The organism is Butyrivibrio sp. MC2021 (assembly GCF_000621605.1).
GTDB lineage: Bacteria > Bacillota > Clostridia > Lachnospirales > Lachnospiraceae > Butyrivibrio.
Map to the genome: position 1 here is coordinate 56,981 of NZ_JHXX01000006.1, position 24,221 is coordinate 81,201.

General features: G+C 46.3%; 12 protein-coding genes. 2 read left to right on the forward strand and 10 right to left on the reverse strand.

The genetic code is table 11. From position 1 onward, the window contains the following. Positions 1-20: 20 nt before the first annotated feature. Entirely contained in the window at positions 21-851 is an 831-nt protein-coding gene (locus tag T359_RS0111955; protein WP_026517687.1) for an alpha/beta hydrolase, read from the reverse strand. Between the two features lie 216 nt (positions 852-1,067). On the opposite strand from T359_RS0111955, the gene T359_RS0111960 reads away from it, so the two are divergent. Then, entirely contained in the window at positions 1,068-1,610 is a 543-nt protein-coding gene (locus T359_RS0111960) for a glutathione peroxidase (RefSeq protein ID WP_026517688.1), read from the forward strand. An 80-nt stretch (positions 1,611-1,690) separates the two neighbouring features. On the opposite strand, the gene T359_RS0111965 is transcribed toward T359_RS0111960, so the two are convergent. From T359_RS0111965 to T359_RS0112005, 8 genes are all read right to left on the reverse strand, one after another. Beyond that, entirely contained in the window at positions 1,691-5,992 is a 4,302-nt protein-coding gene (locus T359_RS0111965) for a leucine-rich repeat protein (protein ID WP_026517689.1), read from the reverse strand. 22 nt (positions 5,993-6,014) lie between these two features. Then, complete coding sequence (locus T359_RS0111970) at positions 6,015-6,824, reverse strand: YlmH/Sll1252 family protein (protein WP_026517690.1); 810 nt, start codon at positions 6,822-6,824, stop codon at positions 6,015-6,017. Positions 6,825-6,842: 18 nt separating this feature from the next. After that, positions 6,843-7,355, reverse strand: coding sequence for an NUDIX hydrolase (locus T359_RS0111975; protein ID WP_026517691.1), 513 nt, complete (start codon positions 7,353-7,355; stop codon positions 6,843-6,845). An 11-nt stretch (positions 7,356-7,366) separates the two neighbouring features. Continuing rightward, positions 7,367-9,841 (reverse strand): clostripain-related cysteine peptidase, encoded by a 2,475-nt coding sequence (locus T359_RS0111980; protein ID WP_026517692.1) that lies wholly within the window; start codon positions 9,839-9,841, stop codon positions 7,367-7,369. 487 nt (positions 9,842-10,328) lie between these two features. Further along, complete coding sequence (locus T359_RS0111990) at positions 10,329-11,660, reverse strand: N-acetylmuramoyl-L-alanine amidase family protein (protein WP_155840113.1); 1,332 nt, start codon at positions 11,658-11,660, stop codon at positions 10,329-10,331. A 150-nt stretch (positions 11,661-11,810) separates the two neighbouring features. Further along, positions 11,811-13,469, reverse strand: coding sequence for an N-acetylmuramoyl-L-alanine amidase family protein (locus T359_RS0111995; protein ID WP_197027095.1), 1,659 nt, complete (start codon positions 13,467-13,469; stop codon positions 11,811-11,813). 36 nt (positions 13,470-13,505) lie between these two features. Next, complete coding sequence (locus T359_RS0112000) at positions 13,506-16,490, reverse strand: N-acetylmuramoyl-L-alanine amidase family protein (RefSeq protein WP_026517695.1); 2,985 nt, start codon at positions 16,488-16,490, stop codon at positions 13,506-13,508. 107 nt (positions 16,491-16,597) lie between these two features. Then, positions 16,598-19,096, reverse strand: a complete 2,499-nt coding sequence (locus T359_RS0112005) for a LuxR C-terminal-related transcriptional regulator (RefSeq protein ID WP_026517696.1) — start codon at positions 19,094-19,096, stop codon at positions 16,598-16,600. A gap of 232 nt (positions 19,097-19,328) precedes the next feature. On the opposite strand from T359_RS0112005, the gene T359_RS0112010 reads away from it, so the two are divergent. Beyond that, positions 19,329-22,226: a leucine-rich repeat protein gene (locus T359_RS0112010; RefSeq protein WP_026517697.1), complete on the forward strand. Its 2,898-nt coding sequence runs from the start codon at positions 19,329-19,331 to the stop codon at positions 22,224-22,226. A 192-nt stretch (positions 22,227-22,418) separates the two neighbouring features. On the opposite strand, the gene T359_RS20230 is transcribed toward T359_RS0112010, so the two are convergent. Continuing rightward, positions 22,419-24,203, reverse strand: coding sequence for a glycoside hydrolase (locus tag T359_RS20230; protein WP_051545334.1), 1,785 nt, complete (start codon positions 24,201-24,203; stop codon positions 22,419-22,421). Positions 24,204-24,221: the final 18 nt, after the last annotated feature.

A 24,221-nucleotide genomic window follows, 5' to 3' on the forward strand; every position in this document is an offset into this window, starting at 1 on the left:
CTTTCTTTTGGGTTCGTTCATTATTTGAAATAGGCCTTGAGCCAGGTGGCGGCCAGATCTATCCAAACCTCACAGGAAGGAACGATCTCCTTGCGGCTGGGGCTCTCGGTTATTTCATTGGCGAGAGAAAGTCCGTGACCTCCCTCACAGAAAATATGAAGTTCTGTATTAATATTATGCGCTTTCAATGCGGTTGCAAACAATAGGGAATTTTCCACCGGCACAGAGCCGTCTGTAAAGGTGTGCCAGATAAAGGTCCTGGGAACGTCTCCGTTGACCTGTTTCTCCAGAGAAACCTTATCTCCCAGCTCCTCATATCTGCCTCCGATAAGATTGTCAAAGGAGCCTCTGTGGGCGTGCTCCCCGGAAGTGATTACAGGGTAGCAAAGAAGAAGGCCGTTGGGACGAAGCTTTTCCTTATTGGCTTTGGTGGCTGCTCCCAGGAGCTTTTCTGATAAAAAGTCCTCCTTCCAGAAGCAGGCAAAACTGGCTGCCAGGTGTCCTCCTGCGGAGGCTCCCTGGACTATGATGGAATCCGGGTCAACCTCCCACTCTTTTGCGTGCTCTCTTATGATAAGAACGGCTCTTCCCAGCTCCAGAAGTGCTGTGGGGTACTGGGCGGGCTTGCAGGAATAGCGAAGAATGGCTGTATTAAAGCCCTTGGCCATAAAGGCGTAGGCAAGGGGCTCAGCCTCTCTGTCGGAAGTCCACTCGTAGCCGCCACCGGGGCAAAGGAGCACCATGGGTCTCTTACTTATATACAACTCTTTTGAGGGCTCCTGGATGAAAACAGTGAGCCTGGCTCCCTCTAATGAACCCTCTTCTTTAAGTTCAAATTCTTTAAAAATCATATTTTTATCCCCCAAAATGTATTTTTATAAAACAGCTTAAAATCCGCTTGTACTCTTGATTTTACTCTTTCTTATGTGGGAATTGCAAAATATTTTTATGCGATTTTATAAAAACATGCTTGACATTTTAGATTGTGCAAAATATAATTGCATTATCAAGAAACGATTAACAAATAACTTATATATAAGATTTCAATTTTTTAGGAGGGAATACTAATGGGATTCTATGATTATTCTGTAACAGACGGACAGGGAAACGAGTTTTCTTTAGATAACTTCAAGGGAAAGGTTGTACTTGTTGTAAATACAGCAACAAACTGCGGCTTCACACCTCACTACAAAGAGATCGAGGCTATGTATGAGAAGTATCACGATCAGGGCCTTGAGATCCTGGATATCCCCTGCAACCAGTTCGCAGGACAGACTCCCGGAACAGATGAAGAGGTTCATCAGTTCTGCCAGCTTCACTACAACACCATGTTCCCTCAGATGAAGAAATCTGATGTTAACGGTGAGAACCAGCTCGAGTTATACAAGTTCCTTAAGAGCCAGAAGGGCTTTGAGGGCTTCGGCAAGGGTCCTTCAGCCCTGGCCATGAGCGTTATGCTCAAGAAGATCGACAAGGATTACAAGAACAATCCTGATATCAAGTGGAACTTCACAAAGTTCGTTGTAGACCGCGAAGGTAACGTAGTTGCCCGCTTCGAGCCTACAGCTAAGATGGAAGACGTAGCTGAGTTCGTTGGAAAGCTTATTTAATCTAACCATTTGATCTAATATAAAGAAAAGGTCATCAAAATCCCAGGTGGGATTGCGATGACCTTTTTGTTTGCTTATTTTTATCTTATTTTCTTTGCTGCAATGGTAAATGTTGTCTTACATTTGCCTACGGTGTCATCGCCCTTGCCAACGACCATAACCGTTGCTTTTCCGGCTTTGACATTATTCAGGTATTTTACCTCATACATGTATGAAGGAACTCTTACCTTTCGTCCCTTGACAGTGACAACAACAGCAACCTCAGGTTTTACCTCGCTTCCGGTATACTGCTGAGTCTTGATGGGAACATTTTTGCCCTTGGCGTTCTGTTCCTTGGCTATAATCTGGGCCTTGGAGAGGTCAATTGCGGCTAAACTCAGGATCACATTGTAATCTGAATAGAATACGTCGCCTTCGTAGTTTCCTTTTCCGGTGATAACCACGTCAATGTTTCTTGAATATTCCTCGTTCCAGACATCAAGGGTTATCTTTTCTTTCTTCTCAAGTTCCCTGCCACCGCAGAAATATTTAACATCATAATCATTCTTGCTCAAAAGCACGCCGTCTATTGAGATGATAGGCTTAGAGCGATATGTTCCGGCCTTTTTATAGTTGTATGCCACATTGGGAACAATTATATCCGCCTTCTTGAAGGATGCAGGAATAATTGTAAAAGGAATATCCTTAATTTTTCCATGTCCCTTGAAGTTACCCAGGAAGGAAACTGTGCACTTGGCGGTTCCAACCTTCTTGTTGTTCTTACAGTTGATCACATAATCTTTGCCCTCTTTAAGGACCTGTGTTTCCTCGCCGCGGCTTACTGTAACATTGAGCCTTGGTGAAGCGCCCTTGGGGTCATAGATAACAGGAGCTGACTCATCCACCAAAGCTTCGATCTCGCTTGCAGTATCAGGAGTGATCTTGAAGGTCTTGGTAACGCTGCCCGTGTACTCGCCGATTCCGCGAACTGTGACTTTGGCTGTTCCCACATTAACATTGGAGTTGTATTTAAGAATAAAGTCTTCCCCAAGTGTAAGGAGCTTGCCGGAAGCATCGGTTACTGCCAGCTCTCCTGCCTCTGAATCTGTGGTGCAGGTAACTGTCTGGGCTTTTCCGTTATAAACATGCCCGGAAGCCTTGAACTCAACCTTAACTGCAAGGGTTCCTTCCTTTGGTCCTTCGGACTCATCCTGTAAAAGGTAGAATTCAAGCACCTTTTTGCCGGAATAATTGCCCTTACCTGTGATGGTCACTGTGGCGGGATTGCCCTTTGCATTTAATTTGGTGTTTCCGCTGTACTTAAGAGTGTAGTCGGTGCCTTCCTTGAGAATGCCCTGGGACGATGTAACCAGAACCTTTGGTGTAACGGCTTCTCCCTTGAACACTGCCTCATAACGCTCATTTTCAGGGTTAAAGCAAAGTCCCTCTTCGGGCTTTTCTGCAAGATCTGTGAAGGCTGCAATGAAATCATTTTCCTGATCCTCTACAACCTTCTCACCTGCAAAAATGTCTGTAAATCTGTCGATATCATTGATAAAGCATATATTTTGAGCAGCGCCGGCAAAGAGAAGCATATTAGTTGCTCCCTCTTCTTCAGGAGTTATGAGCACAGAGTAGGTGCCGCATCCAATCTCTCTGAAAGTCTGGCCATAGCCGTATATTGCTTCCTGCTTCTCGTATCCTTTATGTTCTCCGCAGCTAAAAAGGATAACGGCCTTGTTTTCAGCCTCTGATGCCGCCAGAATGTTGTAGGCCTCTTCCATACCTTCACCAAAAGAAGACTTTGAGTTATGTATTTTTAAACTCTTTATTGCATCTTTTTCTCTGACAGTATCAGTGGTATTGGTGGCCAAAACAACACTCTCAAAGTCCTGAGCGTCCACAATGCTGATTCTGACATTGTTAAGACGTCCTCCCAGCTTTTCGCAGAAATAAATGGCTGATTCTTTCATGTTTCCGCCTCGGCCATAATCAGACATTGGCCTGGAGGTATCAAGAATAAGAACAATATCTTTTCTTGGAATGTTATTGTTAAAGGTCTCCCACTTCATGTATGGGAACCGGGCTTTCCAAGTGTTGTTATAGGTTTTATTGCCAGCAGGATAAACAGCATTTATCCTGCCTGAGGGAATTGCTGTCTCAGAAACCACAGGCGCATCCCCTGCAAAGATCACATTTTTAAGAGCTGCACAGCCGGAAAAAGCGCTGTCTCCAATGGTCTCAAGCCCCGCTGAAAAATCCACTCTCTGAAGGTTTGGACAATCCTTGAAAGCCTCTTTTCCAATGGTCTTAACCCCGTCTCCCATGACAACGCTCTTGAGGTTTGTGGTTCCTTCAAAAGCATGGTCTGAAACAGCGGTTATACCTTCGCCCAGCTCCAGGAACTTAACATCCGAGATAAATGCTCCAAAAACATTGTCAGTTGAATTTCCTATTTCACCTGTTCCTGCAACTTGTGCGCTATGTAAAGCTAAATTGACCTCAAACCAGAGATCCTCTCCGCATTTCTGCACTATAGTACAGTCATCAAAAGCTTTATCCCCGATATTTTGCAGGCTTTTCGGAACAGTTACCTTAAGAAGCCTGTTACCTTCAAAAGCCTTCTCGCCCACGGTTGTGGCTCCATCCGGGATAACAACCTTTTCAAGCTGCTTACAGTTCTTAAATGCCATTTTACCGATAGTCTCCACGCCTTCAGGAATAATGACTTCAGTGAGCTTATCGGCGCCGGAGCAGGCTTCTTCAGGAATATTTTTCATACCCTGAGCAAATTCCACCTTTTTAACCGAGTCATAGAAAATATTAGCTCCCATGGTTGTTACTGTAGATGGAACAGTTACTTTTTCCAGAGCATGGTCATATTTAAAAACATTATCACCTATATACTCAAGACCTTCCGGAAGCTCTATGGATTTAAGCTTATCGCAAAAAGCAAAAGAGTATCTTCCTATGAATTTTACCCCCATTGGAAGAACGATACTTTCAAGCCCGCCGCAGTCTTCAAAAGCCCCTTCCCCAACAGCCTCAAGGGACTTGGGTAAATGCAGAGTCTTTAATCCATCACAGTATTTAAATGCTGAATTTCCGATATTGGTTACTGAATCCGGAATTACGACATTGTCCAGTTTATCGGTACTTGCAAAAGCCCAGTCCCCGATAGTTTCAAGCCTCTCCGGAAGCTCAATATTCTCTAAACAATCACAGTTGTAAAATCCCTGATATCCAATGCTTGTTACTGAATCCGGTATTACAACCTTTGAAAGCATCTTTGCTTCGGCGCACATATTTGCAGGAATAGCGGTCATTCCATCTTCAAAATACATGGTTTTTACGCTGCTAAAAGCCATTCGGCCTACGGAGGTCAATCCTTTGGGAATCGTCAATTCAGTGATAGCCCTTGCCCCGTCAAATGCTCCGAATCCGATATAACTGATATTTTCCGGAAGTCTTTTTGAAGGAAGTATCATTTTTGAACATCCGTAAAAGGCATACTCTTTGATCTCTGTAACAGAATCCGGAAGCACAACTTCTTCCAGATTCTGGCAATTTCTGAAGGCATAACCACCGATGGAAATTACTGTATCGGGAATTACGATTTCCTTTAAATAGTAATCGTCATCAGCAATTTGACTCGGAATGGCTGTCATTCCTTCCGCAAAGATCATTTTCTGAACAGAATATTCAAAGGGATCTACACCGGTATCTTTCAAAGACGCCGGAATCGTTATCTCTATAAGGGCTTTGTCCTTCGCAAAAGCTTTGGTGCCCAGGTATTCCAGTTTATCTGGAAGGGTAATGTCGCTTAGACTTGTACATTCTTCAAAAGCCTTTTGATCGATAGAAGTCAGTTCCTTAGAAAGCTGCACTTTGCGAAGAGAGCTGCAATATCTGAAGGCTCCACAACCGATCTTCTGAACGGTATCGGGAATTATAACAGTCTCAAGAGCGCTCTTTCCCTTGAAGGCGTCATTGGCAAGAATAACGACCTTATGACCGTCAATTTCCTCCGGGATAACAACGTCCGCTTCTTTTCCGTAATAATGAGAGATTACAGCATCTTCTCCGGAAAGATAGTATCTGTAATCCCCAAAGGTTAAGTCAGCCTCAAAACTGATTTCCTCCTCCTGCAGGAGTTCTTCTACTTCCTCAGTCTCTTCGGTTTCCTCGGTTCCTTCAATTACTTCAGCTTCTTCAAGCTCTGTCTGCTCTTCAAAAGAGCTATCTTCTGCCTGCTGTGCCGGCTCTTCGAATATGATTTCTTCATATTCGGCTTCCTCGCCGGCTCTGGCGGTTACTGCCGCACCGGGAGTGATCATGAAACCTGTCATAACGGCCAGAACGGCGGCCATGACGCGCTTCCCCACAAAATTACTTTTTTTCATAGCGTCTCCTTATATAGAATTTTTAAACAAATAACTTAACCTTCACGAAGCACCGGCCCTTGCGGGTGGTGCCGGTCTGGCCCAGGTAGATGAACTTGCCGTGGCCCCGGACGGATACCCGTGCCCCCTCCTTCAGGTCGTAGCCGCCGCTGTAGGCTGTGCGGCCGTCGATGAAGACCTGCTCTGATTCTATGAGTCTCTGGGACTCTGACCTTGAGAGATTATATACAAAAGCAAGGATAGCATCAATCCTTTCCGAGGCAACACTTCCGCTTTTTTCCTCAAAAGCGGGACGGATAGTGCACTCCGCAGGATTCACGATGCTGCATTTCACAGAGGTGTGTCTGATCCTTATGAGCTCTTTGCAGATCATCTCCGCCATTTCTTCGGTCACAAAAAAATAGGCTTCCTTCTCCCCCGTGAGAATGTCGCCTATCTGATCTCTCTCTATTCCCAGATTCATCAGGGCTCCCAGGTAATCTCTATGGGTGAGCTCATCGGAAAACTTCGCATTTACCGGCAGCACATGGATGCACTTAAGGACCTGACTTTCCGCGGCCTCCGCCATAAGAAAGCCCTCCTCATCCAGATACTCCGGCAAAAAGCAGATCATCGCTCTCTCCGCATCCTCAAAGCCGCCGTAGACTACGTACTTCGCGCCGCAGTATTCATGCACGTTTGAGGAGATCCCTTCGCTTGCCAGAATCTGATAAAATGTCGCCAGCTCAGACACGGACAAAAAGTCCGTGTGAGTGACAAAGTTGTTCATATATGCTCTTGTGGCCAGGTCTCTGACTCTGCCCGCAAGAAAATCTTTACTTTTTTCTTCCATGATCAAAACTTTCCGTATTTACAACTTGGACAAAACAGCCTTGAAATCCAGCTCTTTTCCGTCCAGAACAGCTTCCCGGAGGTTGTCCTCCAGGTCGTAGGCCATCTTCAGGGAAAAGAACTTCTCGCTCTCCTCAAGAAGAAGGAAAAATATCTTATCTCCCTCCCAGATGTTGAGGTCGAAGACGTCGCTCTTTTTTACCCATTCGAGCCTTCCCTCGTCGCATTCCTTTGGCTCTCCGGCGGGACATTTGGCTGTGAAAAGAGACATGAGCTCGTAGTCGCCCTTATCGGAAATAAAGGTGATGACCGCTCTGTACCTGAGCTGATCCAGCGGGATGTCAAAGCCTGTCTCCTCGTAGATCTCGCGCTTTGCACACTCCTCGGGGCTCTCCCCGTCCTCGAAATGGCCGCCGACGCCGATCCACTTGTCTTTATTTATATCGTTCTTTTTGCTGACTCTGTGCATCATGAGGTATTTGTCATCCCGCTCAAGATAGCACAGAGTCGTAAGTTCCGTTTTTCTACCCATTTTTTTACCGATCAATACTTAAGAAAAGGTGTCCAGTACTGCTGCTGATAGCCGTCTGTGAAGCAGAAGCCCACCATAACGGGGCCGTCGCCGACAGAAACGTTGCTGATAACAAGGTCCTTCATGTCCTTATCAAGAGTCATGGGGTCTCCGATGTAGAAGGCGTCCACAAACTTCTTGTCATAGGTGTAGTAGTCACAGATGAACTCAATAGTGTCACCAACTTCAAGCTCTGTCACGTTCTTGGCTACAGTCTCTGTCTCGCCCTCCACGTAATCGTAGTTGGCACCGGCCACGTAGCCGTTTTCATTCTCTGAGTCAAAGACAATGATGAGCTCAGCTCTGTCGCCGTTTACATAGCAGGGAACACGGCCTGTGATGGCGTAGCTGTCGCCTTCCTGCTGAAAATCGATGACAAAGTATGAAACCACCTGTCCGTCAATGGCGAGCCAGGTCTTGTCTGTGGGAGCCATAAGGTTGCCTTCCTCGTCGTACTCAAAGGCGTTGTCCTTACCAAGTTCGAGGTAGCCCTCGCCGTCGTCGTAGTACATGCTGAATGTTAGGTCGCTTACCTGATTCCAGTTGTCCTCGGTGAGAGTGATAACGTCCTCTCCCGCTGAGTTCTTTTTCCAGAAGAGCTGTGAAGCATCAAACTGATGGCCTGCGATGACCTGGGCTGCCTTATCCACATCAAGGCTCTTTCCGAGGAAAGAAGTATTGGAGGCGCTGAGGCCTGAAATACTGCTAAAGTCGCTGGAAAGGAAGGTTGAAAGAAGCTGGCCGATAAGCTCTGCTGAGGAGCCACCGGCTGCGCTGCCGCTTCCTGTATAATCTCCGAAAAGTGAGCCCATAGGTGAAGCTGTGGCGCTTCCGCCTGCAACAGCCTGACCTGCAACGTTCATGGCTGCGAAGTCCTGAATACACTTAGCATAGTCGTCGTCCATTCCGATGGCTGCGTAGGTGTTGACCATGCCGTCTACCTTTCCGGGCTTCTTGCTGGGGAAGTAGATTGAAAGGCCGTAGGCGTTGGTCATGTTGGAGCTGGTTCTGTTATATTTGATGGCGCTCTTTAAGGCATCTGCCAGCTCTGTGGCTTCTTTGGTATTCATTCTGATGGCAAAATCCACCAGGTCCACCTGGTCTATCTTGGAGGATGCCGCAAACTCTCTTGTGGTGCTGCGGGCTGTTGAAACAGAGGCAAACTCGCTGCTCTGGATCTTTTCCGATGTGTCCTTGGAAAAATCTGCCAGCTCTGCAGGTACTGTATGGGAGAGCTCTGCCAGGTCTATCATTGAAAGTGTGGTCTTCTGACCGGGGCAGCTCTGGGCACAGGCATTGGTAAAGGAGTCGATGATGTTTTTGCCGATCTCAAGGGTGGACATGGAGGTGTTTCTTCCGAGGGCTGTGAGCCAGTCTGTGTAGTACCAGCCTACACCGGGCTCTGTCTCCTCTGATGCCACCAGGTAATCTGCGTAGTTGGAAACAAGAAGGGCATTCTCAACGGTTGCCATAAGGCAGGTGTCAAAGCCCACAAAATCAAAGGTAACGCCGCCGTCCTTAAGGGCTGTGTTGATGCCGGCCAGGGACATGGCTCCTGCGGATGCAAACTTCTCATCATAGCCGTAACCGCCCACGGATCCGCCGCCGTGATCCCAGAAAATAAGGTCATATCTGTCTGCGGGGAAGTTCTGGGCTGACCATTTGATGAAGCCTGAAAGGGTCTCGGGCTTGGTCATGGGAACGCTTCCCAGGTTGTCCTTCAAAAGTACGAGCTGGCCGTTCTTTACCTGATATACCTGATTGGTGGAGCTGGAAACCACGTTGTTCTGCCAGCTCTTGGCACCGCCTGTGTAAACGATAAGATTTACCTTATCTCCAAGGTCTGCACGAAGCATCTCCTGAAGGTCCTTGGTTGCCATGCCGCTTCTGGACTCAAGGTCTGCGCCGCACATGTAGACCATGATGGTTACGATATCGGAGCCGTCGCCCTTGATCACTGTGCGCTTTTCTCTGGCACCTGCAGCCACCTGTGTGTTGAGCTTTCCTGTGTTGCTCTCGCTGCTCCAGGCTGCTGAACTGAGGCCCTCACCGCCGTAGGGGCTGTAGCCTCCGCCAAGAAGGCCACCCAGAAGTGAGCCGCTGCCGCCACCAAGGGATACTGACTGTGAACCCTGGGATGAGGTTGTTGTCTGGGAGGGCTGGGTGTCATACTGAACCACCTGCTGGGAGCCGGTGGAACCGCCGCCTCCAAGCATTGTGCCAAGGCCGCCACCGCCGCCCAGGAGTACTATTGCAATTACTATTATCATAAAAAGTGGGCTTCTTCCGCCGGATCTCTGGGGGCCGCCGTCTCCGCTGCCGCCGCCGTTTCCTCCGCCGAAGCTGCCGCTGCCTACGGGACCGGTGCCAAGGCCGTCGCCTCTTTTGTGTACGCCGGAGCCGCCTTCCGTCACATTCTTTTTCCTACCTGCAGGTCTGTTTTCCATACAATACCTCCTCATTCACGATATATAAATATGCTTTCGCATCATGAAACTTAGTCAAAAATCATTATAAACCATGAAAACTGCGGCTTTCAATCATTAATAGAGGACGGGACAATGGGGAGGGATTCGCTGCGCCCTGCGAAAACACAAAATACTCGCGTCGTTGACTTCCTGGTTTAGTGGCCTTCATAGGCCAGTCCGCCAAGCTTTCACGTTGTTCAGAACAGCTTGACGGCCAGTCCTCTGAAGGCCTACTAAATCAAGGTCGTCATCCGAATGTCTCGCATTTTGTATTTCCGCAGGGCGCATCAAATCCCTCCCCATTGTCCCTGTCTATGATTATCTTGAAGATAAGATTTGCAGCCTGGTTTTCTTCTCCCATTTTTTTGGGTTTCTGGCAAAAAATATTACTTTTATGCCGTAGGGAAAAAGCGACATAAAAGGGCACCCGCACTGTTATATGCGGATGCCCTGGAATTCAGAAACGTTAATGAATAAGTACTCCGTCGGCGTCGAAGGTGTATTTTTTGCCCCAGCGGCGGATGGATATGCCTTTGGCCATGGTGCCGTCGGCCTGGATGTAATATTTATTGCCGCCTTCAGTTACCCAGTAGCTGTGCATCTGATGGCCGTGCTCGTCGAAGTAATAGGTATCGCCGTCGATATCAACGAAGCCGATCTGCATTACGCAGTCTTCATCGAAGTAATATGTGGAAACCCATCTTTCAAGCCAGCCTGATACTGCCATTCCGTCACTGTCGAAGTAGTACATCTTTCCATCTTCCTGATGGAAAACGCAGGTCTGCATAATGCCTTTTTCATTGAAGTAGTACAACTCGCCGTCAATGTTCCACATTCCTGTAAGAAGCTGGCCATCTGCGGTCATGTAGTAGATTGCGCCCCACTTCTCGAACCATTCGCCGTCATCGGGATCGATAGGATCGATAGGATCAACAGGGTCTATCGGAGGATCTACTATGATTATCGGATCTTCCGGATCACCGGGATCAATAGGGCCAACGGGCTCCTCTTTGATGGTCATTGTGGGTGAAACATACACGCCATCCAGAATCTTGCCATCGGAGGTTTCCCGTCCGCCTTCGCGGATCCATTCCTGGCCGTCTATAATAAGATGCAGCTCAGTTCCGAATTCATGGGTGTATTGATACTCAGAAGTCCTCAGCACCGACAGTCTGTAGCGATAGTCCCCAGCAGAGAAAAAGTCATTGGAATCAGCTCTGACAGGAGTAAAGCTTCCGTGCATATATTTCAGCCATTCAATTTTGTAAATTGTTATTGGAGCAGGGATCACGAAATCCGGGTCCTGATACTTATGGCCGTCCACGAATATCTCGCCTATATTGGATGTTCCATTAATTGTTGTAATCTGGTGCTTTTCTCCGGCTGGCAATGTCTGGAAGGTAAAAGGATACTCATGAAGCGGGAACATCCGCTCTCCGGCCTCATCCAGCGGAGCAATATAAATTAAATATTTGCCAAAAGGCTTCTCCAAGTCAAAAAAGGCCTGGGCTAAATTAAAGCTTGTCTCTTCTGTGTAATAAGAGTCGCCCTCTATTTCAATCTCGTATTGTGCTGCCCCCTCATAAGGGTCATACATCAAAATGCCGTTCTCATCCCTCAGTCTTGCAAGATAGCCGGTTTCCTGTAACTGCGCTTCCTCGGGAGCTGCCCCAAAAATATCATCCTCCTCAAGGAAGATCTCCTCAGGCTCCTCCTGGGCCAAAGCGGTAACAGGCTGCATTACAAGGCCTGCACACATGGTTAGTGCCAACAGTTTCGTTAATAATTTTTTACTCATACTATCCCACCTCACTCAAAAATGAAATTTAATACCAAAACTCTACGGCCGTTGCAAAATAAATTTTAAGATACCCATAACAAAATAAACACCTAACCATTAGTTAGTATTTGTCATTCGTCAGATATTCACACTATTCTTAAAATAATCTTATGGCAGCAGTACTCCATTTTCATCGAAGGAGTATTTTTTGCCCCATCTCTTTATGGTCTCTGACTTGGCCAACTTGCCGTCGGACTTGGCATAGTATTTCTTGCCCTCTTCTTCTATCCAGCCGCTCTTAACCAGATGCCCCTTATCATTGAAGTAGTAGGTATCTTCATCGATATCGGCAAAGCCTTTCATCATAACGAATTCATCATCGAACCTGTAAGTTGCATTCCACTTGCTAAGCCAGCCTTTTACGGCCTTTCCGTCGCTGCCGAAGTAGTACTTCTTTTCCCCTTCTTCATGGAACACATTCTTCTGAAGAGTTCCGTTTGCGCTAAAGAGATAGTACTCTCCGTCAATCTTCTGAACACCGCTAAGCTTCTGACCATCCTCAGTCTCATAGTAGGTTGCGCCCCACTTTGTCTTCCAGGTTCCGCCTTCGATATTATTGGGATCATCAGGATCGTCAGGTTCAATAGGTTCTTCACCCTTAATCTCGATAACTCCTGTTCTAAAAGTTGCCATGATCATTCCGTCGCCCACTATGGTACCTGTGGATACCATAGTGCATTCCAGGCCGTCTATTATTACTTTTGTTTCTTCTGTGAGCTTATGGGTATATACATAATCATCCTTTAAGCTCATTATGAAATAATATACATATTCTCCTTCAGTTAAAGTAGGTCCGAAGGCATATATATTTTTCCAGTTGTCTCCGTCCTTCTTATCAGTATACATTGAGGAAAAATATACTATTCCGTCATCATTCGTAATATTGGGAGTCCTATAAGTACCGCCATTTACAAATATCTCAGGAATATCGCTGGTAGCATTTATCTCCTTGAGAGTAACTCGGTTCTCCTCATCAATTACTGAGATTCCGGGACAACGGAAAGTAGCCACATCTATTCCGATCCATCTTACTCCGTCCACATATAGCTGCATGTACTGATCAAACTCATAGAGATCCTTATGTTCATCGTCAATACCCAGCTCTACCTCATAGAACCAATCGCCCAGACTAAAGGTTTCTTCAGTTGATTCAACTCTTTCGCCACCACTTGTTCTCTTAAGCCATCTTCCTCCGGTAACTACGATACCTTCGTAATCAGCAAAAGTGAAATCAGGAGCCTTTGTGGGTTCACCAAACTTGACAAATTCCCCCATATTTGATGTGGCTTCAATTTTCGTGATCTTTGTCTTCTCTAAAGGGGTAGGTTTTCCATAAACCCAGGGTATTTCTGCAGTCTTTGAAAGTGCAATGCTATCAACTTCCACTCCGTTTACCGCCGTGATCTTAACTGTATATGAACCGAAGGGTACATCAGATATCTCACAGAAAAACTCAAGATCAAGGGGTGGAAAATACTTAACAACTTCTTTTACATCACCAATTTCAATGAGATAGAGACGGCATTCGCCAAGCTGATCCCAATACAGCATATTATCGGATATGCTCACTCCGGAAATCTCAGGAAATTCATCGATAATAATGAGCCCGCCTCCAACCTCAATATCTTCTTCCGCAGCCTCCTCAAGGACAATTTCCTCGAGATCTGCTTCAGCATCCACTTCCTGTGCATAGGCAGTCACAGGCTGCAAAATAAGACCTGCGCACATAGTCAGTGCCAACAATCTTGTTAATAGTTTTTTACTCATACTATCCACCTCTCTCATAAAAAATTTCAAAAAATGTTATGGAAGCAGCACTCCGTCGGCATCAAAGCTGTATTTCTTGCCCCATCTCTTTATGGTCTCTGACTTGGCCAGCTTGCCGTCGGACTTGGCATAGTATTTCTTGCCCTCTTCTTCTATCCAGCCGCTCTTAACCAGATGCCCCTTATCATTGAAGTAGTAGGTATCTTCATCGATATCGGCAAAGCCTTTCATCATAACGAATTCATCATCGAACCTGTAAGTTGCATTCCACTTGCTAAGCCAGCCTTTTACGGCCTTTCCGTCGCTGCCGAAGTAGTACTTCTTTTCCCCTTCTTCATGGAACACATTCTTCTGAAGAGTTCCGTTTGCGCTAAAGAGGTATAATTCACCCTCTATCTTATGAAGACCTGAAAGCCTCTCGCCCTCCTCTGTTTCAAAGTAGGTCGTGCCCCACTTGGAGTGCCAGGTTCCGGTTACTTCAACAGGCTCATCATCTTCTATCACATACCCGGGAGAAACAAAGTATACTCCATAGTGCGGATCGCCTTTTCCTGTGACATTGGTCCATTCTTCGCCGTTTATGGTTAAGGTCGTGGTTCTTTCAAGCTCGTAGATGTCTTCATAATCCTCTTTTACCAATACTGCAATAGCGAGGTGCCACTCTCCCGGCGTAAAGGTATTTCCTTCAGGCTGCTTGGGTTCTCCGTTCTCATACAGTACCCATGCTGTCTTTATGTCAACTTCCTCTCTGTCAATATTGGTAAGCTCAGGTAACGCCTGCTCTGCGTCCTTTATGACATAGCCACTTGGATCCTCACAGCTTGCAGATATAGTCGTGATCTTTGCTTTTTCCGGAAGCGGAAGAACATATTCAGGAGATACAAATACAATGTATATGACCTCATCATTGATATCGTACTCAGTCTCACACCTGAACCATTCCTTTTTATCCACAGTCAGAGTGAGCTTGGGATCAAGCATATAGGAATCTTTGTAATCCGCATCAATGCTGATCTTATTCTTGTATCTATAGGTGCCTTTTCCGAACGTAGGCTCGTTATATCTGCTCCACTCGTCGTCTTCATAAATTTCCCACCAGCCCTCAAGGCAGTCGATCCAGAACTGGTTCCCGGCGGAGAGCATATTTGAATTGGGATATCCCTCCCGGAACATACCCTTGATGGAGCTTTGCAGGGTCAGCTCACTAATAACGGTTCTGTCCTTTGGAAGCGGTCCGTCATATTCATAATCAAAACTGTATACCTGGGTAATAGGCTTGTATTCGTATGCAATAGCAAAGAGCTCTATGGGAATGATTCCGCCATAGTATCTGAGTGCATCGCATATCTCTTTAAGATCTACGCTGCACTCGGAGGTTATCTTCTGATGTTTGCCCACATTGATCTGATAAAACCACAGGTCTTCGTCATCTACGGGGTCCCAGGAGAGGACATCTCCCTCAAATTTAACATTGGTAAGCTCAGGATAATCCACGGTTATTTCCGGTGATGCAAAAGTGATCTCGTCATCATCATCATCTATTTTGGTAAACTCTACTCCATTGACAGTCAGCTTTAATTTTGGATCTAATGCGTAATCTTCTTCATAGTTCTTATCAAAGTTTACTGTCACAAGATATCTGTATGTTCCGGTTTTGAATACACCAAGATCATAGGTCTCCCATTGCTCCTGCGGGCCTTCGATCTTTTCCTGCCATCCGCCGAACCCGGCACTGACCTGAGGCTTATCATCATTTACAATATCAGGGTCTTTAACAGGCTTTTTATATCCGATGATCTCATCTTCATTACTGCTTACACTAAGTGTAGAAATGGTTTCTTTTGGTTTGACATAATTATAAAAAATTGAGGTTGGTAGAGTTTCTACAACTTCATCCCTAGTCCTGGCCCAGACAACAATCTGATAACTTCCGGAGTCCACATTTTTTTCCTGAAGGAACTTATCAACATTATAAAAAGAATTATTACGTGTTATAAATTCTTCTTTTCCGCCACCGTATAGAATATCACCGTATATTATCCTAACTACATAATCCCACACCGTATGCTGATAAGGAGTATTAAAATGGTCCCAACTTACCATATTATTTACAATCCTTAGATTTTGAATGGGAACCGGATCAAAAGTAAGGCTGGGCCCTTTATAATATTGATAGACTGTACCATTTTCTGTTTTTCTCTGGAAAAATGTGTATTCTGTCTCATCTATAGTAACCCTGAGTAATTCAGAAAACACTAAATCAGGCTCCTTGGCTTTGGCGCTTGGTTCAAGAGATACCTTAAATTTTGGGTACCATGTACCGGGAAGAATTTGTGTTTCCTTATCCCACAGATAATGGGGGCTCCCCTTCGGTTTTTCCAGCGTCCACCCTTCGAATTCAAGTTTCAACCTGGGATCACTGGTTTTTTCGATATAACAACCTTGAACTCTACGATTAAAATAATCCTGAATATGGGCTGTAGCTGAAAATTTTCTAATATATGTATAAGGGGCAGTATAGGTATATTGGAATTCTACTGCTTTGGTAACAATACCCCCGTCTCTTTTAATACCATAAAACCTGCAAGCGTATGTACCCGAATTAAATTCAAGGCTTCGGAAATGATAATCCAAATCAATAACGCCGTCATTTTCTTCATAATAATAATTCTTTCCTTCACCTTCTGCTTCCAAAATATACATATCCGCTCCGCGGGCACGCATATAACAGAGCCTATTCCCATAAACACTACATTCAAGATTGGACAGATTGCTATCCTCCTGACGCTCTGCCTCTTTTGGATCATAGCTTTGGACGTCTGCTTCATATTCCTCAACTGCAATTTCCTCTTCCGGAGCTTCCTCCAAAATTTCTGCATCATCCACAGCTTCTTCAAGGGTTATCTGTTCTTCCTCTTCCCCTTCGGCAGGTTCTGCAGCGTATGCTGCCACAGGCTGCAATACAAGGCCTGCGCCCAGTATGAATGACAGTAACCTCGTTAAGAATTTTTTACTCATCATATCCCACCTCTCTCACAGAAAAACTTTTTCAAACAAACTAAAAGCCACCGTAAGAAAATTCTACAGTGGCCTTTAAATATTTAACACTTAACCATTAGTTAGGTTTTTTATTCACTTCCTCCGAGAAGCTCCAGCAGGCGCTTTCTCTTGGTTCGGGTGTCTCCTTTAATGTTGAGTTTGTAGTAGATCTGGTTGCTGTACTGCTTTACACTGCCTTCGGATAAGAAGAGCTTCTCTGCGATCTCGTGGTTGGTGAGGCGCTTGGCCATGAGAGATGCCACCTCCCCTTCTCTGGCGGTGAGCTTTGAGAATACCTGAACCTCCAGCACTCCCGAATTTTTCTCAAGCCTTTTTCTGCAGACTAAGGACAGCTCTTTTATCCTGTCGATGAATTGTCCGTGGTTAAAAAAGCTGTGGACTTCATCAAAAAGCGGTTCAAGAGCTTCATAGTTTTCCACGAAGGGCATCATCAGATTGTCCGGCTGTGCCAGCTCCAGGGCGTCCATCAGGACTTTCCCAGCTGCGGTGACCTTGTGAACTGCGTTTAAACAGGCGGCCTTCTGGATAAGAAGGTAGATCTTCACCAGGCAGTAGTTCATCCTCTCGCAAATGGCTATCTGCCGGTCCACCCGGCCCAGAACCTTGGTATAGTCCTGCTGGGCAAGGTACACACTGTTCTCTATCATCTCTGTCATGGGCCTTCCGGGCTCTAAGATGTTAACCCGCTCCAGAAGGTGCTCCCTGAATACCTTGGGCACCTTTTCCACATCCCCAAGAAGGGCATAGTAGTAGGCGCAGGAGGCATTCCAGATATTTATAAGTCCTGCGTTATAGTTCTTCAGTATCTCTTTTTTCCTGTCATCAGGATTGATAGTCAGCTCATGGTCTGCAAAAAGGTTCATCCTCATATCCAGGAAATCGCAGCAGAGCTTCATATTGTCCTGATCGCATTTTTCCGGCTGGATATAAGCTTTCCCCAGTGCTATGGCGGCGTCAACAAAGTCCCCCTGCATGTAGCGGGCTTCGGCTCTCATTATCCTCTCGGCGCCGTAGCCGTGGTAATTGGTGACCTTGTAGTAATGGGGCATGCACTCGTCCATCTCCGAAAGCTCTTTTTCCAGGTCCCCGGGCTGTCTGTAGAACATCATAAGAACCGATGGGGAGCCAAAGGTCCAGCCGCCCTTGTTGGTTATACTGATGGCGGGCCTTGTCATCTGCTCGCTGGCAGACCTGTGGAACCTGCTCATGGCTGTGACGTCGTTAAACATGAGAAAGCTCATGATAAGATCACTTTCTCCCAAAAGATTACCCTTTTCAACAGGAGGAATATCCTGACTGTTCTCTATTACATTCTGCAGCAGGTCCCTGAGCTCCAGCATCTTGGGGATCTGTCTGAAATTAAAAAGGCATCTCATAAGGACCAGTATGGTAAGGGGGTATCTGGCCAGAACTTCCACCGGGCAGTTATCCAGCAGCTGCAGTATCTGGGCAGGGCCCCAGCAGGACAAAAGAATTCCCGCATCAGCCTGAATCACCTGGAGGATGGCATCATAATTTCCGCTGCAGCTGTAGGAGGTTATGGCATGAATATACTGATCATGCTGCTCGTACCACTCGCCGTAGCGGTTTCTGTAAAAATCCTTTGCCTCTTTATCAAATTCGTCAAAAAGCTTCTCTGTACATTCCTTCATCATGTGATGGAAGCGGAAGTTATTGCTGTCCGGGAGCTTTTTTACAAAGGCATTCTGTTTGGCTAGCTTCTTGAGGATATCCCCGGAGGCCTTATTATTTGTGATAAACTCAGCCATTTCCACGGAAAATTCATCCGCAAGGCCCATTACTATCAGGAATCTGCGCATATCCTCAGGTAGGGAATCTATCATGGCTGTGGTGAAAACAGAGTAAATATCGGAGTCCCTGCCGGGAATGATGCCGCCGATCATATAGGTGCGAAGACACAGATATACCGCGGAAAACCAGCCCTCTGTGGAATAGCACAGTTCCTCCAGCTGCTCCTCTGACATGTCAATGCCGCAGCGGTGGACGTAGGCCGCGATTTCCTCCCGCTCAAGCCTCAGATCCTCAGGGGAGATGACGCATGCTTTTCGCCCAAGCTTTATGGCTTCCATATCGCTGATGACATTTTCACGGCTTGCAATTATGGCATGGATATTGGGTGGAAGGCGGTCTGCGACCTTCGCCAGAAATCCGGGGAGTCGCCCCTTTGAAAGAAGATGAAAATCATCAATGAAAATATAGATATCTTTTTCCCCGGCCAGAGCGCGGCAAATGGCATCCATAACAAGGTTCCCGCCGATAAGGTCCGTGGGACAGGCATAGTTATCAAGAAAAGGATAGCCCTCGTATCTGAAGGCATCCTGAACGCTTTTCCAAAATACGGGCAGATTGTCAGAATAAATGCTGATTCTGATGATACTGCAGTCCTGTTTTTTGGCTCTTTCCTCAAGAAAATGGTTGATGACGGTAGTTTTCCCATAACCCATGGGCGCAACAACAGTAGTAAAAGCAGATTCGGGAATCTGCTTCATCAGCTTCTGAAGATGCACCGGGATATAGGTTGTGCTAAGGCTCTGCTTTCTTGGCATATTTTAAACCCTATGTGATCCTAAAAAGTCAATAACGGTAGGCAATAAATATTTTATCATTTTTTAGGATATTCATCCATAGTGTCAGACAATTTCATGTCTTCGGGGTTATTTTTTTGCCAATATAGGCCTTGTGATAAAAAGCTTCTGCTGCCCGCTGTAATCGTTGAAGTCCCGGGCACCGTGTGGTACAATGCCCTCAGTTTAAAAAAAGTTTGTTGGGAGTATCAAAATGGGAAATATAATAAGAAGTGCTGCGCTTATTCTGAGTGCAGTAATGCTGTTTAATGCCGGGTTTACATCGTCCGATGTAAGCGCAGCAGAGTCAGATGAAGTAATTCTGTCGGACATTTCAGATGAAGATTCCACGATAACTGAAGAAGGATCAATTATTGCCGGCGAGGATGCCACCGGTGAAGATATCAATATTTTGAATGAAGAGGATGCTCCGGAAGCAGTTTCTGAAGCTGATCCTGATTCTGAAGAGATCACTATAGCAGAGGACGGCGGCGCCTATCCGGATGAGGCTCAGGAATCCGCAGAGCTCACTGAGTACGTCGCGCCTGCCACCAGCGGCAAGTGTGGAACAAATGCCACCTGGTCATACGCAAATTACACTCTTACAATAGCAGGCTCCGGCGATATGGACAATTACACCGAGGAGTCACCTGCTCCCTGGGCACCTTGCTGCAAGGGCACCTGCATTAAGCTTGTGATCGGCGATAAGATCACAAGCATCGGAGACTATGCCTTTTACAAGCACGCCGGATTTACTGATATTACAATTGGTAAATCCGTTAAATCTATCGGTGCATATTCTTTTGCATATATATGGAATGGCACAGACAGCATCACTTTCCCCGCTTCCCTGGAAGTATTTAACGTGCTGGCTTTTTACAACAGCAACATAGGAAAGCTCATCTTCCTTGGGAATGCGCCGAAGATTACGGACAAAGATGATCCTCACAGATTTATTCGTGTACATACCTTTGTTTATCACACCGGATCAGGCTGGACAGATGAGTATGCCAGACAATTCATATACACATACCTCGGTTTCCCGCTTATTAATGGGCAAATAACTTTTTATCCCCTTAACAGAAAAAAAGATAATAAATGCGGAGTCGGCATCACCTGGGAGATCACGGACAGTGAAGCCTATGAGGGCAAGAAAAAGCTGGTGATCTCCGGCACAGGCCCCATGTACGATTACGCCCTTTCAAACGCTGCACCCTGGATCGAACATGAAGATTATACAAAGGTCAAAGAAATTGAGATTGGCAACGGAATCACGTATCTTGGTAATTTTGCCTTCCTCCGTACGGCCACTGTAAAAAAAATATATATTCCGTCTTCGGTTAAGACAATAGGCGACTATACTTTTTACAACGCCGACAGCCTTGATTCTTTCTGCGTTGCCCCAAATACATCTTTTGAAAAAATTGGCTCTTATGCCTTCTATTGTTTATCGGCAACGGAGGCACCCGAACTTGCAGCTGCTATCAGGAATACCAAAAGTCTCGGAACCTATAGTTTTTTTGGCGCAGAATCCCCGGACCTTGAGCACCTTGAACTAAACGCTGAGACTATTGAACTCAGAGCCTTTAGTAATTCCTGCGTAAAGTCGGTCACATTAGGTAAAAACGTCAGGACAATCAGGAGTTATGCCTTTGAATCCTGCGATAACCTGACTAAAGTTAACCTTGGAACCGGTGTCAAAAAGATTGAGGAAGACGCATTTTTTGGTATAACCGTTGATACCCTGGACATCCCGGACTCCCTTACCGATCTCAACGATTATGGCCTTCCAAAAGTAAGAAAGCGCATCAATGTGGGCAAAGGCCTTCCCGACTTCTATCCCTTGGAAAGCTGTTTATATGGTCACGAGAATGTTGATATTCACTTTCCATCAGATTGTTTAAAGGGCATAGGTAGACTGGCCTTTAAAAACGCAAACCTCTATTTTCCTGTGAATAATCGCACCTGGTATGAAAGTATTGATAGTCTGACCCCCGGTTATACTTCCAGATTCATCCCTGAGGGTGATGCTGATATTTTCACAGTTAAGTTCGTAACAGGCTGTGACAAGACTCTGAAGGATCAGACAGTGTCCTTCGGAAGCTATGTAAAAGAGCCCTCCATATCAAGCAGTGGCTACCTGTTTGATGGGTGGTACAAAGATTCCGGTTTTAAGACCAGATATGATTTTGGCAAAAGATTATATGAAAATGTGACGCTTTACGCCAAGTGGGTGAAGACAGGCACAAAATCCATTAAGAAGTGCTATATTACAGGTTTTGAGAGCAAAAAGACATATGAAGTCTTTACTGCCGCTACTCAGGATAACATGATCATTTACGCTTCCAAAGCTGATTTTACCGCCAAAAATGCTGCCGGAAAGCTGGTAAAAGACAAAGATTATACAGTGTCTTACCTGAATAATTACAAAGCAGGAACCGCTACTATAGTCATCACCGGTATAGGAAACTATCGCGGCACTATCAAAAAGCCTTTTAAGATCCTGCCCTTTGATATTAATGCGGATGGCGGCAAACGGATCAAGGTCGATGCGATCGGAGATGTCCCCTATACAAAGGGCGGCGCAAAGCCATATGTCGTTATTACTCATTGGACAAGCTGGGGTGAAACCATTGGACTTACAAAGGGAACTGACTACACGCTTTCCTATAAGAAGAATAAAAAACCCGGTAACGCCACAGTTACCATTAAGTTCAAAGGTGATTTCAAAGGCTCTTTGACACAGGACTTCAAGGTTGTCCTTTCAGACATAAGCTCCCTGGAAGCTTCTGCAAACTATGTTTATGCCAAGGCCACACCCGGACTCACTGCTCCCGGGATCGCAGTATATGATAAAAACAGGAAAAAGCTTACCGCCGGAACAGATTACAGTAAAAAGATCACATATGTTTATGCAGGTAAAACCACTGTACATCGCTATAAGAATCCTAAAAAGAAATCCAAGGGCCTTGAAGACATTAGTGCTTCCGCGGGAAGCGAGGTCAGCCCTCTTGACATCATCCCCGCAGGGACAGAAATTAAGGCCATAATCACCGGTAAAGGAAACTACACCGGAACCAGGACCGTCACTTTTAGAGTAATAGACAAATAAATATCTGCACAAAAAAACTTGGGGTTTGTGGCCCCAAGTTATTTTTTTGCCAGAATTGGTCTTGTGATATGTACGTTGAATACTTCGATCAGCGGCCCCATAAAGAAGGCGGAACCGAAGCACAGGTGATTACGCCGAACAATGACATGACGATTCGCTTCTTTAAATTTTCTATCTTCATTTTTTCTCTCTTTATCTGATAATAAACGTTGTTATGGAGCTTCCCTTTACAAAGGCGGAAAACTTATTCCCATCTATCTTTGTTCCCACAAACTTGGTGACATTGGCCCAGTCCTCATCTTTGCTGGTGCGGATGGCGGTCACACTGTTGCAGCCCACATCGAACTTGGACAGGTCAAACTCCCAAAGAAGGTCGTCGGAGTTGGTGTTGATGGCTACGATAACCGCACTGTTGTCCTCTTTGTTAACCGCTGCCACAGTGAAATCACTGGAGCCCACCAGTGTGTAGCCCGGGCGGATGTAACGGGAAAACTGGCCGTAGGCATAGTATTTTTTGCTGAGAAGGAGCTCCTGCTTGTCGTGGTCAGCGATGGCAATTCCCCAGAAAGGAGTGCCCTCTTCTATTATCTTGTCCGCTTCCTCTCTCTTGCAGGTGTCCCATTTATTATTGGAATCCACGTGAAGGTCCACTGCGTCCCACATGATCCAGGCGCTGGGAAGCATTCCGTTCAGGTCCTGTCTGATGGCATCCGCAAAGCCAAGGGCTGCGCTCATTCCGGTGTCTTTTTTGCCGATGGAGAAGGTTCCGTCAACTTCGCTCATCCAGAGGTTCACGCCGCCCTCCATGGCTGTGTTCCTGAGCATATCACGCTGGGTTCCCTGATAGCTGTGGGTATCGATCCTGCCCACCACCTCTTTTGCCTCGGGGGTCAGGTGCTTGTAGGACATGATGGCCGCTTCAATGCTGGTCTCGTCGGAGGCGGAAATGATGCTCTCAAGGCCTTTGCTTTCCAGCTCTTTGCTGAGCTCCACCAGGATCCTTGACTGGGACTCTCCCTGGGTAAAATGGCAGCCCTCCTGCTTGTCGCTCCACATCTTCCAGTAGCTGGTGGCAGGCTCGTTCATGGGTGCCACGCTCTGGAAGTTCATCACGCCCTCTTTTGCCCAGTGCTCCATAACGTCCGCCATGTAGCAGGCAAAGGCTGTGTAGGAATCCTCTCTCAGGTTGTCCACGGAAGGGTCCTCCCCTCCTGAGGAGCAGCCTGAAACCGTCATAAAATACGGCGGGGAATTGGAAAAAGCTTCTCCGATGAACTCGTCCCCTGCTGCCTTAGCCGCAGCGATGAGGATATTCATCTGATTTTTGTCTGCGTCCCAGTCATAGTTCCAGGCGAAACCGCAGTCAAAATCAGCTCTCTCGAAGTTCTCCCTGTAGTAGTCCCTGCTGTTTTTGCTAAGATCAATCTTGGTCACATCCTTGCAATAGCCCGGAACCACTGAGTCGGAGCGTCTTATATGCTCTTTATGTAAAAATGGATTTTCTTCCTTCATGGCAGCGGTAACGTCCTCGTTTGTGACATTGTCTCCGCCACCTATGTTGTAACGACCGATGTTCATGCCAAGGCCGGTGTCTGCATTGTAAAAAGCCTCTGCTGTGGCCTCAGTCAGAGCCTCGCTGTAGCCGCATCTGTTGGCCCACCAGCAAAGGGATGTGCCCCAGCCCTGAAACTCGCCGTAGCCGTCGCCGTTGGTATCATTAAAGGTCTGGATCTTGCTTGTATCAAGCTTTATGGTTCTTGTTATCTCCATATCATCAACCCCTTTCTGCTCCTGCGCTTCCTGTGCCGTCTCGGTGTCCGATAGGGCCGGGTCAGAGTCGGCGTCTGCGCCGTCCTCATCTCCCGACTGAGATACCTCTACATTATCACCCAGTGAGCTTCCGCAGCTGGCCACGGTTCCGCCCACCATAAGGACAACCAGTATGATTGCCATGATTCTTTTTGTCTGTCTTTTCATAAATATAACCTCTTATAA

What these genes read in the sequence shown, in the direction of transcription:
- T359_RS0111955 (WP_026517687.1), bottom strand. Translation starts at nt 851, where the DNA reads ATGATTTTTAAAGAATTTGAACTTAAAGAAGAGGGTTCATTAGAGGGA.
- T359_RS0111960 (WP_026517688.1), top strand. Translation starts at nt 1,068, where the DNA reads ATGGGATTCTATGATTATTCTGTAACAGACGGACAGGGAAACGAGTTT.
- T359_RS0111965 (WP_026517689.1), bottom strand. Translation starts at nt 5,992, where the DNA reads ATGAAAAAAAGTAATTTTGTGGGGAAGCGCGTCATGGCCGCCGTTCTG.
- T359_RS0111970 (WP_026517690.1), bottom strand. Translation starts at nt 6,824, where the DNA reads ATGGAAGAAAAAAGTAAAGATTTTCTTGCGGGCAGAGTCAGAGACCTG.
- T359_RS0111975 (WP_026517691.1), bottom strand. Translation starts at nt 7,355, where the DNA reads ATGGGTAGAAAAACGGAACTTACGACTCTGTGCTATCTTGAGCGGGAT.
- T359_RS0111980 (WP_026517692.1), bottom strand. Translation starts at nt 9,841, where the DNA reads ATGGAAAACAGACCTGCAGGTAGGAAAAAGAATGTGACGGAAGGCGGC.
- T359_RS0111990 (WP_155840113.1), bottom strand. Translation starts at nt 11,660, where the DNA reads ATGAGTAAAAAATTATTAACGAAACTGTTGGCACTAACCATGTGTGCA.
- T359_RS0111995 (WP_197027095.1), bottom strand. Translation starts at nt 13,469, where the DNA reads ATGAGTAAAAAACTATTAACAAGATTGTTGGCACTGACTATGTGCGCA.
- T359_RS0112000 (WP_026517695.1), bottom strand. Translation starts at nt 16,490, where the DNA reads ATGATGAGTAAAAAATTCTTAACGAGGTTACTGTCATTCATACTGGGC.
- T359_RS0112005 (WP_026517696.1), bottom strand. Translation starts at nt 19,096, where the DNA reads ATGCCAAGAAAGCAGAGCCTTAGCACAACCTATATCCCGGTGCATCTT.
- T359_RS0112010 (WP_026517697.1), top strand. Translation starts at nt 19,329, where the DNA reads ATGGGAAATATAATAAGAAGTGCTGCGCTTATTCTGAGTGCAGTAATG.
- T359_RS20230 (WP_051545334.1), bottom strand. Translation starts at nt 24,203, where the DNA reads ATGAAAAGACAGACAAAAAGAATCATGGCAATCATACTGGTTGTCCTT.